Below are 12,875 nucleotides of genomic sequence, written 5' to 3'. Positions count from 1 at the left end.
TCCGGCGCCCGGCCGAAAGCCGGTGCGTCGGCTGTACAGCCCTGACCGCCGATGCGAGGACTGTCGGTACCCCGACCTAGGCTATTGCGCGTGACTGCTACGCCCACCGGCAACGCCCATTCCCTCGTCGTCCGCGGCGCGCGCGAGCACAACCTGCGCGACGTGTCGGTCGACCTTCCCCGCGACAGCCTCATCGTCTTCACCGGGCTCTCCGGGTCGGGCAAGTCCAGCCTCGCCTTCGACACCATCTTCGCGGAGGGCCAGCGTCGCTACGTCGAGTCGCTGTCGGCCTACGCCCGCCAGTTCCTCGGGCAGATGGACAAGCCCGACGTCGACTTCATCGAGGGGCTCTCGCCCGCCGTCTCGATCGACCAGAAGTCGACCAACCGCAACCCCAGGTCGACCGTCGGCACCATCACGGAGGTCTACGACTACCTCCGCCTGCTCTTCGCCCGCGCGGGGCGTCCGCACTGCCCGGTCTGCGGCGAGCCGGTGACCCGCCAGTCGCCCCAGCAGATCGTCGACCAGCTACTGACGCTCGAGGACCGCACCCGCTTCCAGGTGCTCGCCCCCGTCGTCCAGGGCCGCAAGGGCGAGTTCGTCGACCTCTTCGCCGAGCTGCAGACGAAGGGTTTCTCGCGTGCCCGCGTCGACGGCGAGGTCGTCTCCCTGGCCGAGCCGCCGGCCCTGGAGAAGCAGAAGAAGCACACGATCGAGGTCGTCGTCGACCGCCTCGTCGCCAAGGGCGACGACTCCGGCTCCAAGCGCCGGCTCACCGACTCCGTCGAGACGGCCCTCGGCCTCGCCGGTGGCGTCGTCATCATCGACTTCGTCGACCGCGAGCCCAAGGACAAGGACCGCGAGCGCCGCTTCTCCGAGAAGATGGCCTGCCCCAACAACCACCCGCTCGGCATGGACGAGATCCAGCCGCGGTCCTTCTCGTTCAACTCCCCGTTCGGCGCGTGCCCCGAGTGCACGGGCATCGGCACCGAGCTCGAGGTCGACCCCGAGCTCGTCGTGCCCGACGACGACCTGTCGCTCGCCGAGGGCGCCATCGCGCCGTGGGCCCAGGGCTCCGGCTCGGCCGAGTACTTCCAGCGCGTCATGGGGGCGCTCGCCGAGGACATGAAGTTCTCGCTGGACGCCCCGTGGCGGGCGCTGCCGGCGCGCGCCAAGGAGGCGCTGCTGCACGGCCAGAACTACAAGGTGCACGTCAAGTACAAGAACCGCTACGGCCGCGACCGTTCCTACACCACCGGCTTCGAGGGCGTCGTCCCGTTCATCAAGCGCCGACACTCCGAGACCGACTCCGAGTGGAGCCGCGACCGCTACGAGGGCTTCATGCGCGAGGTGCCGTGCCCGGTGTGCAAGGGCGCCCGCCTCAAGCCCGAGTCGCTCGCCGTGCTGCTCGGCGGCAAGAACATCTCCGAGGTCTGCGGGCTCGCCATCAACGAGGCCGCCGGCTTCCTCGACACCGTCGACTTCACCGCGCGCGAGAAGCAGATCGCCGAGCGGGTCATCAAGGAGATCGACGCCCGCCTCGGCTTCCTGCTCGACGTCGGCCTCGACTACCTCTCGCTCGACCGTCCGGCCGGCACGCTGTCCGGTGGTGAGGCCCAGCGCATCCGGCTCGCGACGCAGATCGGCTCCGGTCTGGTCGGCGTCCTCTACGTCCTCGACGAGCCGTCGATCGGGCTGCACCAGCGCGACAACCACCGTCTCATCGAGACCCTGACGCGCCTGCGCGACCTCGGCAACACCCTCATCGTGGTCGAGCACGACGAGGACACCATCGCCACGGCCGACTGGGTCGTCGACATCGGCCCCGGCGCCGGCGAGCACGGCGGCCACGTCGTCCACTCCGGGCCGGTCAAGGGACTGCTGGAGCACCCCGACTCGCTGACCGGCATGTACCTCTCGGGCCGGCGGGAGGTCCCCTCGCCCGCGGTCCGCCGTGGCCACGACGGCCGTCAGCTCACGGTCAGCGGCGCGCGCGAGAACAACCTCCGGAACGTCACGGTGAACTTCCCGCTGGGCAACCTCGTCGCCGTGACCGGTGTGTCCGGCTCGGGCAAGTCGACCCTGGTCAACGACATCCTCTACAACGTCCTCGCCAACAAGCTCAACGGCGCACGGCACGTGCCGGGCCGTCACAAGACGGTCACCGGCCTCGACCAGCTCGACAAGGTCGTCCACGTGGACCAGGGCCCGATCGGTCGCACCCCACGGTCGAACCCCGCCACCTACACCGGCGTCTTCGACAACATGCGCAAGCTCTTCGCCGAGACGACGGAGGCCAAGGTGCGCGGCTACCAGCCGGGCCGCTTCTCCTTCAACGTCAAGGGCGGGCGCTGTGACGCGTGCTCCGGCGACGGCACGATCAAGATCGAGATGAACTTCCTGCCCGACGTCTACGTCCCCTGCGAGGTGTGCCACGGGGCCCGCTACAACCGCGAGACGCTCGAGGTGCACTTCAAGGGCAAGACGATCGCGGACGTGCTCGACATGCCGATCGAGGAGGCCGCGACCTTCTTCGAGGCGGTGCCCGCGATCGCACGGCACCTCAAGACCCTCAACGACGTCGGCCTCGGCTACGTCCGCCTGGGCCAGCCGGCGCCGACGCTCTCCGGTGGTGAGGCGCAGCGCGTCAAGCTCGCGACCGAGCTCCAGAAACGGTCCACCGGACGCACCATCTACGTCCTCGACGAGCCGACCACCGGCCTGCACTTCGAGGACATCCGCAAGCTCCTCGACGTGCTCCAGGGCCTCGTCGACAAGGGCAACACCGTCATCGTCATCGAGCACAACCTCGACGTCATCAAGAACGCCGACTGGATCATCGACATGGGGCCGGAGGGCGGGTCCGGAGGTGGCACCGTCATCGCAGAGGGCACACCCGAGGAGGTCGCCGAGGTCGCCGCCAGCCACACCGGCCGCTTCCTCAAGCCGATCCTCGAGCGCACCGCGCGGACGACGAGCCGCAGCACTGCAGGTGCTCGCACGAAGAAGGCGTCCACGGCCGCCTCCCAGCCGGCTGACGGCGCGGGCACATCCAGCCCGCGCACCGTGAAGGCAGCGAAGGCGCCCGCTCGCGCACGAGGAGGATCGAGCACCGCCGCTGCGAAGAAGACCACGTCGAGCACCACCGTGAGCAAGACGAGGGCCTCGACCACGACCCGGAAGAGGAACGCATGACCGACCCCACGCCGTCCGCCCGCACCGCGCCCGCAGTGGACGCCCGGGTCGCCGGCCTCACCGACCGTCGCGGGGCGCTCAAGCTCGCCGGTGTCGTGGTCGGCGCGGGCGCCCTCGCGGCCTGCAGCAGTCCGCCGGTCCCCAGCACCGGGGGATCGCCGTCCGGCGCGGCCTCCTCGGGCACGCCGACGTCGGACATCCCGGTGGGCGGCGGCAAGGTCTTCGCCGACACCAGCACCGTCGTGACCCAGCCGACCGCGGGGGCCTTCAAGGCCTTCGACGCGGTCTGCCCGCACCAGGGCTGCATCGTCGGCTCGGTCGAGGGCGGCCAGATCATCTGCCCGTGCCACCAGAGCCACTTCGACGCCGCCACCGGCGACCGCGTGTCCGGCCCCGCCCCGACCGGGCTCACGCCGAAGACCATCACCGTCAAGGGCAACACCTTCACCGTCGGGTGACCGGCGGGTCTGGCAGGCGCCCGGAAGCCGACGTGGGCGCCGGTAGGCGCCGTACGGCGATGTCACAGGCCCGACATAGGGTGGAGATGTGGCGGACCCGACGACCTACCGACCGAAGCCGGGCGAAATCCCCACCGATCCGGGCGTCTACCGCTTCCGCGACGCCCACGGCCGGGTCATCTACGTCGGCAAGGCGAAGTCGCTGCGTCCGCGGCTCTCCTCGTACTTCCAGGACATCGCGGCGCTGCACCCCCGCACCGCCACCATGGTCACCACGGCGGCGTCCGTCGAGTGGACCGTGGTGCGCACTGAGGTCGAGGCCCTCCAGCTCGAGTACTCCTGGATCAAGGAGTTCGACCCGCGCTTCAACGTCAAGTACCGCGACGACAAGTCCTACCCCTTCCTCGCCGTCACGATGAGCGAGGAGTTCCCCCGGGCCCAGGTCATGCGCGGGGCCAAGCGCAAGGGCACCCGCTACTTCGGCCCCTACGGCCACGCGTGGGCGATCCGCGAGACGCTCGACCTGCTGCTGCGCGTATTCCCGGTGCGCACCTGCTCCTCGGGCGTCTTCAAGCGTGCGGCGGCGAGTGGCCGCCCGTGCCTGCTCGGCTACATCGACAAGTGCTCCGCGCCGTGCGTCGGGCGCGTCACGCCCGACGAGCACCGTGCCATCGCCGAGGACTTCTGCGACTTCATGGCCGGCAACTCTACGCGCTTCGCCAAACGACTCGAGACCCGGATGAAGGAGGCGGCCGCCGAGCTCGACTTCGAGCAGGCCGCCCGGCTGCGCGACGACATCGGGGCGCTGACCAAGGCCCTCGAGAAGCAGGCCGTCGTCCTCGGTGACGCCACCGACGCCGACGTCTTCGCCCTGGCCGACGACGACCTCGAGGCCGCAGTGCAGGTGTTCCACGTCCGCGGCGGCCGCATCCGCGGCCAGCGCGGCTGGGTCGTCGAGAAGGAGAGCGAGGACGTCCCGACCCTCGTCGAGCACCTCCTCCTGCAGGTCTACGGCGACGCCGAGCGCGACGCGGTCCCGCGCGAGGTGCTCGTGCCGACCCTCCCTGCGGACCTCGAGGCGGTCACCGAGTGGCTCTCGTCGGTGCGCGGCTCGGCGGTCAGCGTCCGCGTGCCCCGACGCGGCGACAAGCGCACCCTCGCCGAGACGGTCCGGCGCAACGCCGAGCAGTCGCTCGCGCGTCACAAGGTGGCGCGCGCCGGCGACCTGACGCTGCGCAGCAAGGCACTGCAGGAGCTGCAGGAGTACCTCGGTCTCGACGACGCGCCGCTGCGCATCGAGTGCTACGACGTCAGCCACGTCCAGGGCACCAACGTCGTCGCCTCGATGGTCGTCTTCGAGGACGGCCTCGCGCGCAAGAGCGAGTACCGCCGGTTCATCGTGCGCGGCGCGGCCTCCGGCGAGGACGGGGGCCAGCCGGCCACCGTCGACGACACCGCGGCGATGCGCGAGGTGCTCACCCGCCGCTTCCGCCGCTACCTCGAGGACGCCGAGGGCGCTGGTGACCTCGACCTGTCCACCGGCGTCGTCGGCGGCGGCGCGACCGACGACGAGCCGTCAGCCTCCGGGCCGATCGACCCCGAGACCGGCCGCCCCCGCCGGTTCGCCTACCCGCCGAGCCTCGTCGTCGTCGACGGAGGACTGCCCCAGGTCAATGCCGCCCAGTCGGTGCTCGACGAGCTGGGTATCGAGGAGGTGGCCCTCGTCGGTCTGGCCAAGCGGCTCGAGGAGGTCTGGCTCCCGCGCGAGGAGCACCCCGTCATCCTGCCCCGCACGAGCGAGGGCCTCTACCTGCTGCAGCGCCTGCGCGACGAGGCCCACCGTTTCGCAATCACGTTCCACCGCCAACGCCGGTCGAAGGCCATGACGACCTCCCAGCTCGACGGCATACCGGGCCTCGGGGCGAGCCGCCAGAAGGCGCTGCTGCGACACTTCGGGTCGGTGAAACGCCTTCGCACGGCGGACGTAACGGACATCATGGCCGTACCCGGCTTCGGCCGGTCGCTTGCCTCCGCCGTCGTCAACCACTTGGCTGAGGGAGCACCACAGGAGCCAGCCGTGAACCTCACGACAGGAGAAGTGCTCGAATGACCGCCGACCCCAGGCGCGCATCCCAGGCGTCCTTGGCCGACGCCCCCATCGTCATCGTCACGGGGATGAGCGGCGCCGGCCGCAGCACGACCGCCAACGTCCTCGAGGACCTCGGCTGGCTCGTCGTCGACAACCTCCCGCCGCAGCTGCTCACGCACCTCGACGAGCTGCGCGACCAGGCCCGGAACGAGCACCCGGACGAGCACCTGCAACAGGTCGCCGTCGTCGTGGACGTCCGCGCCCGTGGGTGGTTCGCCCAGCTGGAAGGAGCGATCAGCGCGGCCCGCGCCCGCGGGGAGCGGCCCAGCCTCGTCTTCCTGGACGCCACCGACGAGGCCCTCGTCCGCCGCTTCGAGAGCGTTCGGCGCCCGCACCCGCTCCAGGGTGACGGGCGCCTGCTCGACGGCATCCAGCGTGAGCGCGAGATGCTCCTCGACCTCCGCTCGTCCGCCGACGTCGTGATCGACAGCTCAGGGCTCAACGTCCACCAGCTGAGCGCCAAGCTCTCCTCGCTCTTCGCCGGCGACCGGCGGGTGCAGCTGCGGATCGCGGTCATGTCGTTCGGGTTCAAGTACGGCCTCCCGCTCGACGCCGACGTCGTCTTCGACATGCGGTTCCTGCCCAACCCGTACTGGGTGCCGGAGCTGCGACCGCTGACCGGGCGCGACAGGCCCGTCAGCGAGTTCGTCATGAAGCAGGAGGGCGCCGAGGAGTTCCTCGACCGGTCGAGCGAGCTGCTCGACACCATGATCGACGGCTACGTCCGGGAGGGACGCCGCTACGTCACCGTGGCCGTGGGCTGCACGGGCGGCAAGCACCGCTCGGTCGCCATCGCCGAGGCCCTGAGCGAGCGGCTCGGGGGCCGCGACCGCGTCGACACCTTCGTCGTCCACCGCGACCTCGGCCGGGAGTGACCGGGACCCCGTCCGTGACGACGCCACGCCTACCCCTCGGCTCACCGCACCATCGCCGGATCGTCGCGCTCGGCGGCGGTCACGGGCTGGCGGCCGCCCTCACGGCCCTGCGGCTGCTCACCGACGAGGTGACGGCCGTCGTGACCGTCGCCGACGACGGCGGGTCGAGCGGGCGGCTGCGCGAGGAGTTCGACGTGCTGCCGCCGGGAGACCTCCGGATGGCGCTGTCGGCGCTCTGTGACGACAGCGACTGGGGGCACACCTGGCGTGACGTGCTCCAGCACCGGTTCGCCGGGACAGGCGACCTCAAGGGCCATGCCCTCGGCAACCTCATGATCGTCTCGATCTGGGAGCTGCTCGGCGACACGGTGCAGGGTCTCGACCTCGTGGGGCGCCTGCTCGGCGCTCGCGGCCGGGTGCTGCCCATGGCAGCCGAGCCCCTCGAGATCGTCGCCGAGATCCTCGGCCACGACCCGGCCCAGCCAGGCGCCACCCTGGCGGTGCGCGGGCAGCACCGGGTGGCGTCGTCGCCGGGCATCGTGTCGTCCATCGGGATCGTGCCGACCTGCCCGGAGCCCTGCCAGGAGGCCCTCACCGCCGTCCGCGACGCCGACTGGGTCATGCTGGGGCCGGGATCGTGGTTCACCTCGGTGATGCCGCACCTGCTCGTGCCCGACCTCGTCGACGCGCTCGTCACGACGCCGGCCAAGCGGCTGCTCAACCTCAACCTCGAGGTGCACAAGGGGGAGACCCGTGACTTCCGGGCCGAGGACCACCTCGCGTCGTTCGCCGCCAACGCGCCCGACCTGCGGCTCGACGTCGTGCTGGCCGACCCGAGCGTCGTGCCCGACGGAGCATCCCTGCGCGCAGCCGCGGCCGACCTCGGGGCCGAGCTCGTGGTCGCGCCCGTGGCGGCCCGTGGTGAGCCCGGCGTCCACGACCCGCTCCGGCTCGCTGCAGCCCTGCGCGACGTCATCTCGTGAGGCCGCCGCAGGCGGCCCGTGACGATGGCACGGGCCTGCGCGACGAGGGTGCTTGATCAGGGTGGCAGGATGTCGGCCATGGCCATGACAGCGAAGGTGAAGGACGAGCTCTCACGCCTCGAGGTGACCAAGCCCTGCTGTCGCAAGGCCGAGGTCTCCACGATGCTGCGCTTCGCCGGTGGCCTGCACATCATCGGGGGACAGATCGTGGTCGAGGCGGAGCTCGACACGGCGAACGCCGCCCGGCGCCTGCGCCGCAACATCGCCGAGGTGTACGGCCACAAGAGCGACGTCCTCGTGCTTGCCGCCGGCGGGCTGCGTCGTGGCTCGCGCTACGTCGTGCGGGTCGTCGAGGACGGCGCGACGCTCGCAAGGCAGACCGGCCTCATCGACGCCCGCGGGCGCCCCGTTCGCGGCCTGCCGCCCAAGGTCGTCAGCGCCGCCACGTGCGACTCCGAGGCCGCCTGGCGCGGTGCCTTCCTCGCCCACGGCTCGCTGACCGAGCCAGGCCGCTCGTCCGCCATGGAGGTCACCTGCCCCGGCCCCGAGGCCGCCCTCGCCCTCGTGGGAGCCGCCCGCCGCCTTGGCATCCAGGCCAAGGCCCGCGAGGTCCGCGGTGTCGACCGCGTCGTGATCCGCGACGGCGACGCCATCGGCGCGATGCTGACGCGGCTCGGCGCCCACGATGCCGTGCTCGCCTGGGAGGAGCGGCGGATGCGGCGTGAGGTCCGGGCGACGGCCAACCGGCTCGCCAACTTCGACGACGCGAACCTCCGCCGGTCCGCCCGTGCGGCCGTCGCGGCCGGGGCCCGTGTGGAGCGGGCGATGGACCTGTTGGGCGAGGACATCCCGGACCACCTGCGCGAGGCAGGTGTGCTCCGTCTCGAGCACAAGCAGGCGAGCCTCGAGGAGCTCGGCCAGCTCGCCAAGCCGCCGATGACCAAGGACGCCGTGGCAGGACGCATCCGGCGCCTGCTGGCGATGGCCGACAAGCGCGCCGAGGAGCTCGGTGTCCCGGGCACCGACGCCAACCTCACGGCCGACATGCTCGAGAGCTGAGCCGCTCTCCGACACCTGCCGGAGCCCTCACCAAGCGCTGAGACTGCCGCGTCGACCCGCTGGGCGACGCACTAGGGTGGGCGATGATCGAGGTCGCAACGGCGCGGCCCAAGGTCTGGCATTTCGTCCGAAACAGTCTCACCGAAGAGGTGCACAGCAGTGACCGTTCGCGTTGGAATCAACGGCTTTGGCCGCATCGGCCGCAACTTCTTCCGCGCCATCGCGGCGTCCGGAGCCGACATCGAGGTCGTGGCGACCAACGACCTCATGGACAACAAGACCCTCGCCCACCTGCTCAAGTACGACTCGATCCTGGGTCGCTTCCCCGGTGAGGTCACGTTCGACGAGACGTCGATCATCGTCGACGGCAAGGCGATTCGCGTCTTCGAGGAGCGCGACCCCGCAGCGATCGACTGGGCCGGCGTGGGGGCCGACGTCATCGTCGAGTCCACCGGCTTCTTCACCGACGCGACGAAGGCCAAGGCCCACATCGACGGCGGCGCGAAGAAGGTCATCATCTCGGCCCCGGCCAAGAACGAGGACATCACGATCGTGATGGGCGTCAACGACGACCTCTACGACGCCGACAAGCACACCGTCATCTCCAACGCCTCGTGCACGACGAACTGCCTCGCCCCGATGGCCAAGGCCCTCAACGACGAGTTCGGCATCGTCAAGGGCCTCATGACGACCATCCACGCGTACACCCAGGACCAGAACCTCCAGGACGCACCGCACAAGGACCTCCGCCGTGCGCGTGCCGCCGCGCTCAACATCGTCCCCACGACCACCGGCGCGGCCAAGGCCGTCTCCCTCGTGCTCCCCGAGCTCAAGGGCAAGCTCGACGGCTACGCGCTCCGCGTGCCCGTGCCCACCGGCTCGGCCACCGACCTGACGTTCGAGGCCGGCCGCGAGACCACGGTCGAGGAGGTCAACGCCGCCGTCAAGGCCGCGGCGGAGGGCCCGCTCAAGGGCTACCTCGTCTACACCGAGGACGAGATCGTCTCCAAGGACATCGAGACCGACCCGGCCTCCTGCATCTTCGACGCAGGCCTCACCAAGGTGATCGGCAACCAGGTCAAGGTCGTCGGCTGGTACGACAACGAGTGGGGCTACTCCAACCGCCTCGTCGACCTCGTCGCGCTCGTCGGCCAGTCCCTCTGAGCCGCTCGGCCACCGCCCTCGGTGCTCACGCGAGCACCGAGGCGGTGGCCGCACCCATGCCCGTATCCATGCCCGTAACCCATGCCCGGCTGAACTCCCACCACTGAAGAGGCATCCCGCGTGAAGACCATCAGCGACCTCGGGGACCTGCGCGGCAAGCGCGTCCTCGTGCGGTCCGACCTGAACGTGCCGCTCGACGGCTCGACGATCACCGACGACGGCCGCATCCGCGCCTCCGCCCCGACGATCAAGGGCCTGGCCGACGCCGGCGCCCGCGTGCTCGTCTGCGCCCACCTCGGCCGCCCCAAGGGCGCCCCGGAGGCCAAGTACTCGCTGGCCCCCGTCGCCAAGCGCCTCGGCGAGGTGCTCGGCCGCGAGGTGGTCTTCGCCGAGGACACCGTCGGCGAGGACGCCAAGGCAAAGGCCGCCGCCCTCGAGGACGGCCAGGTGCTGCTCCTCGAGAACCTCCGCTTCAACGCCGGTGAGACCGCCAAGACCGATGAGGGGCGCGCCGAGTTCGCGGGTGAGCTCGCCTCTCTCGTTGATGTCTTCGTCTCCGACGGCTTCGGCGTCGTGCACCGCCAGCATGCGTCGGTCTACGATGTCGCCCGCCTGCTCCCACACGCCACCGGCGATCTCGTGTCGACCGAGGTCGACGTCCTGCGGCGTCTGACCCAGGACCCGGAGCGGCCGTACGCCGTCGTGCTCGGAGGCGCGAAGGTCTCCGACAAGCTCGGCGTCATCGGCAACCTCCTCGGCCCCGCCGACCGTCTCCTGATCGGCGGCGGCATGCTCTTCACCTTCCTCGCCGCCCAGGGCCACGAGGTCGGCAAGAGCCTGCTCGAGGCCGACCAGATCGACACCGTCAAGAGCTACCTCGACCGTGCCGAGAAGGAGGGCGTCGAGATCGTGCTGCCCATCGACGTCGTCGCGGCGGACGCCTTCAGCGCCGACGCCGCCCAGGAGGTCGTCGCGGCCGACGCCATCCCCGCGGACCGGATGGGCCTCGACATCGGCCCCGAGTCCAGCGCGCTCTTCGCCGACAAGCTCGCCGACTGCCGCACGGTCTTCTGGAACGGCCCGATGGGGGCCTTCGAGATGGAGCCGTATGCCGCCGGGACCAAGGCCGTCGCGCAGGCGCTCGTCGACGTCACCAAGGGCGGCGCGCTCACGGTGGTCGGTGGTGGCGACTCCGCCGCCGCGGTGCGACAGCTCGGCTTCGCCGACTCGGACTTCGGGCACATCTCGACCGGGGGCGGCGCGAGCCTCGAGTACCTCGAGGGCAAGGAGCTGCCCGGCCTGACCGTGCTCGAGGAGGGCGACGCCTGATGGCCAGGACCAAGGACGCCAGGCCGCCCGGGCGCGTGCCGCTCATGGCCGGCAACTGGAAGATGAACCTCGACCACCTTCAGGCCACGCACCTGGTGCAGAAGCTCGACTGGACGCTGCGTGACGCCAAGCACGACCACGCGGCCGTCGAGGTCGCTGTGCTGCCGCCGTTCACCGACCTGCGCTCGGTGCAGACCCTTGTCGAGGGCGACAAGCTCGACCTCAGGTACGGCGCCCAGGACCTCTCGCCGCACACGTCCGGCGCCTACACCGGCGACATCTCCGGTGCCTTACTGGCCAAGCTCGGCTGCACCTATGTCGCCGTCGGGCACAGCGAGCGACGCGAGGGCCACGGCGAGACCGACGCGCTCGTGAACGCGAAGGTCAAGGCGGCATACACCCATGGCCTGACGCCGATCCTCTGCTGCGGGGAGGGGCTCGACGTGCGCAAGGAGGGCCGCCAGGTCGAGCACGTCGTCGCGCAGCTGCGCGAGAACCTCGCCGGGGTGACGAGCGAACAGGCCGCCTCGGTCGTCATCGCCTACGAACCCATCTGGGCCATCGGCACCGGCGAGGTCGCGACGCCCGAGGACGCGCAGGAGGTCTGCGCGGCCATCCGCGCGCTGCTCGCCGAGCTCTACGGCGCCGACGTCGCCGACGGTGTCCGCGTGCTCTACGGCGGCAGCGTCAAGGCGTCCAACGTCGCGGCGATCATGGCCCAGGAGGACGTCGACGGCGCCCTCGTCGGCGGTGCCTCGATCGACCCGGTGGAGTTCGCGTCGATCTGCCGCTACCGCGACCACCTCGCCACGGCCTGACCCGCCCCATCGGCCGAGCAGGCCCGCGACGGACCGCGGGAGGGCGTTCGGCCGATGGGCACTCGGGCAGGTATCCTTGCCCGAGCCCCGGAACACGCGGGGGACGGGCCGACCGGCACGTCGACCCCCGAGATACCGACGATTTGGAGTGACCACGTGGATGCGGTTCGCATCGTGCTTCAGGTCCTGCTGGTGCTGTCCAGCATGATCCTGACCCTCTTCATCCTGCTGCACAAGGGCAAGGGTGGCGGCCTGTCCGACATGTTCGGCGGGGGCATGTCCACGTCACTGGGTGGCTCCTCGGTCGCCGAGCGCAACCTCGACCGGTTCACGGTGGCAGTGGCGCTCGTGTGGGCGACGGCGATCATCGGTCTGGGCCTCCTGGCCCGTTTCGCGAGCTGAGAGGACGAACAGATGGCCAGCGGTAACGCCATTCGTGGAAGCAGGGTCGGCGCCGGCCCGATGGGTGAGGCAGAGCGCGGCGACTCGGCTCCTCGGGTCCACATCTCCTACTGGTGCTCCAACGGGCACGAGACCCGTCCGAGCTTCGCCGAGGAGCCCGGCATGGTGCTCCCGGAGACCTGGGACTGCCCCCGGTGCGGCTTCCCCGCCGGGCAGGACAAGGCCAACCCGCCGGCTCCGCCGAAGGTGGAGCCCTACAAGACGCACCTGGCCTACGTGAAGGAGCGCCGCAGCGACGCCGACGGCGCCGCGATCCTCGACGAGGCCCTCAGCACCCTGCGCGAGCGCGGCCTCATCCAGTGAGCTGACGCACGCGCGACCACGATGACCACGAAGGGCCCGGGAGGAGTCTCCCGGGCCCTTCGCCATGTCGTGCACGTGCG

General features: G+C 70.9%; 11 protein-coding genes. All 11 read left to right on the top strand.

Features of this window, described 5'->3' with window-relative positions; all coding sequences use genetic code 11:
• Nucleotides 1-51 precede the first annotated feature (51 nt).
• On the top strand, nucleotides 52-3,195 hold the full coding sequence (gene uvrA / locus AC3WRT_RS10405) for an excinuclease ABC subunit UvrA (RefSeq protein ID WP_492721582.1): 3,144 nt from the start codon (nucleotides 52-54) through the stop codon (nucleotides 3,193-3,195).
• Nucleotides 3,192-3,653: a Rieske (2Fe-2S) protein gene (locus AC3WRT_RS10400; RefSeq protein ID WP_492721580.1), complete on the top strand. Its 462-nt coding sequence runs from the start codon at nucleotides 3,192-3,194 to the stop codon at nucleotides 3,651-3,653. The genes uvrA and AC3WRT_RS10400 overlap by 4 nt, the downstream gene beginning before the upstream one ends.
• A gap of 88 nt (nucleotides 3,654-3,741) precedes the next feature.
• A complete protein-coding gene (uvrC, locus tag AC3WRT_RS10395) occupies nucleotides 3,742-5,763 on the top strand; it encodes an excinuclease ABC subunit UvrC (protein ID WP_492721579.1) in 2,022 nt (673 codons plus the stop codon).
• Nucleotides 5,760-6,677, top strand: coding sequence for an RNase adapter RapZ (gene rapZ, locus AC3WRT_RS10390; protein WP_492721577.1), 918 nt, complete (start codon nucleotides 5,760-5,762; stop codon nucleotides 6,675-6,677). The genes uvrC and rapZ overlap by 4 nt, the downstream gene beginning before the upstream one ends.
• A 14-nt stretch (nucleotides 6,678-6,691) precedes the next feature.
• Nucleotides 6,692-7,660, top strand: a complete 969-nt coding sequence (locus tag AC3WRT_RS10385) for a gluconeogenesis factor YvcK family protein (RefSeq protein ID WP_492721576.1) — start codon at nucleotides 6,692-6,694, stop codon at nucleotides 7,658-7,660.
• A gap of 78 nt (nucleotides 7,661-7,738) precedes the next feature.
• On the top strand, nucleotides 7,739-8,719 hold the full coding sequence (gene whiA / locus AC3WRT_RS10380; protein ID WP_492721575.1) for a DNA-binding protein WhiA: 981 nt from the start codon (nucleotides 7,739-7,741) through the stop codon (nucleotides 8,717-8,719).
• Between the two features lie 159 nt (nucleotides 8,720-8,878).
• A complete protein-coding gene (gene gap, locus AC3WRT_RS10375; protein WP_492721573.1) occupies nucleotides 8,879-9,883 on the top strand; it encodes a type I glyceraldehyde-3-phosphate dehydrogenase in 1,005 nt (334 codons plus the stop codon).
• Between the two features lie 120 nt (nucleotides 9,884-10,003).
• Nucleotides 10,004-11,212 carry a phosphoglycerate kinase gene (locus tag AC3WRT_RS10370; protein ID WP_492721571.1) on the top strand — a complete coding sequence of 403 codons (1,209 nt, stop codon included), beginning with the start codon at nucleotides 10,004-10,006 and terminating at the stop codon, nucleotides 11,210-11,212.
• Nucleotides 11,212-12,030 carry a triose-phosphate isomerase gene (tpiA, locus tag AC3WRT_RS10365; protein WP_492721567.1) on the top strand — a complete coding sequence of 273 codons (819 nt, stop codon included), beginning with the start codon at nucleotides 11,212-11,214 and terminating at the stop codon, nucleotides 12,028-12,030. Before AC3WRT_RS10370 ends, tpiA begins: the two co-directional genes overlap by 1 nt.
• A gap of 156 nt (nucleotides 12,031-12,186) precedes the next feature.
• Nucleotides 12,187-12,432: a preprotein translocase subunit SecG gene (secG, locus tag AC3WRT_RS10360; protein ID WP_492721563.1), complete on the top strand. Its 246-nt coding sequence runs from the start codon at nucleotides 12,187-12,189 to the stop codon at nucleotides 12,430-12,432.
• 12 nt (nucleotides 12,433-12,444) lie between these two features.
• Nucleotides 12,445-12,795 (top strand): RNA polymerase-binding protein RbpA, encoded by a 351-nt coding sequence (locus AC3WRT_RS10355; protein ID WP_492721559.1) that lies wholly within the window; start codon nucleotides 12,445-12,447, stop codon nucleotides 12,793-12,795.
• Nucleotides 12,796-12,875: the final 80 nt, after the last annotated feature.

It is taken from the genome of Terrabacter sp. FW104-15G4B (assembly GCF_058790095.1).
Note: the sequence above shows the minus strand (reverse complement) of the source record. Positions and strands in the feature narration are given on the sequence as shown.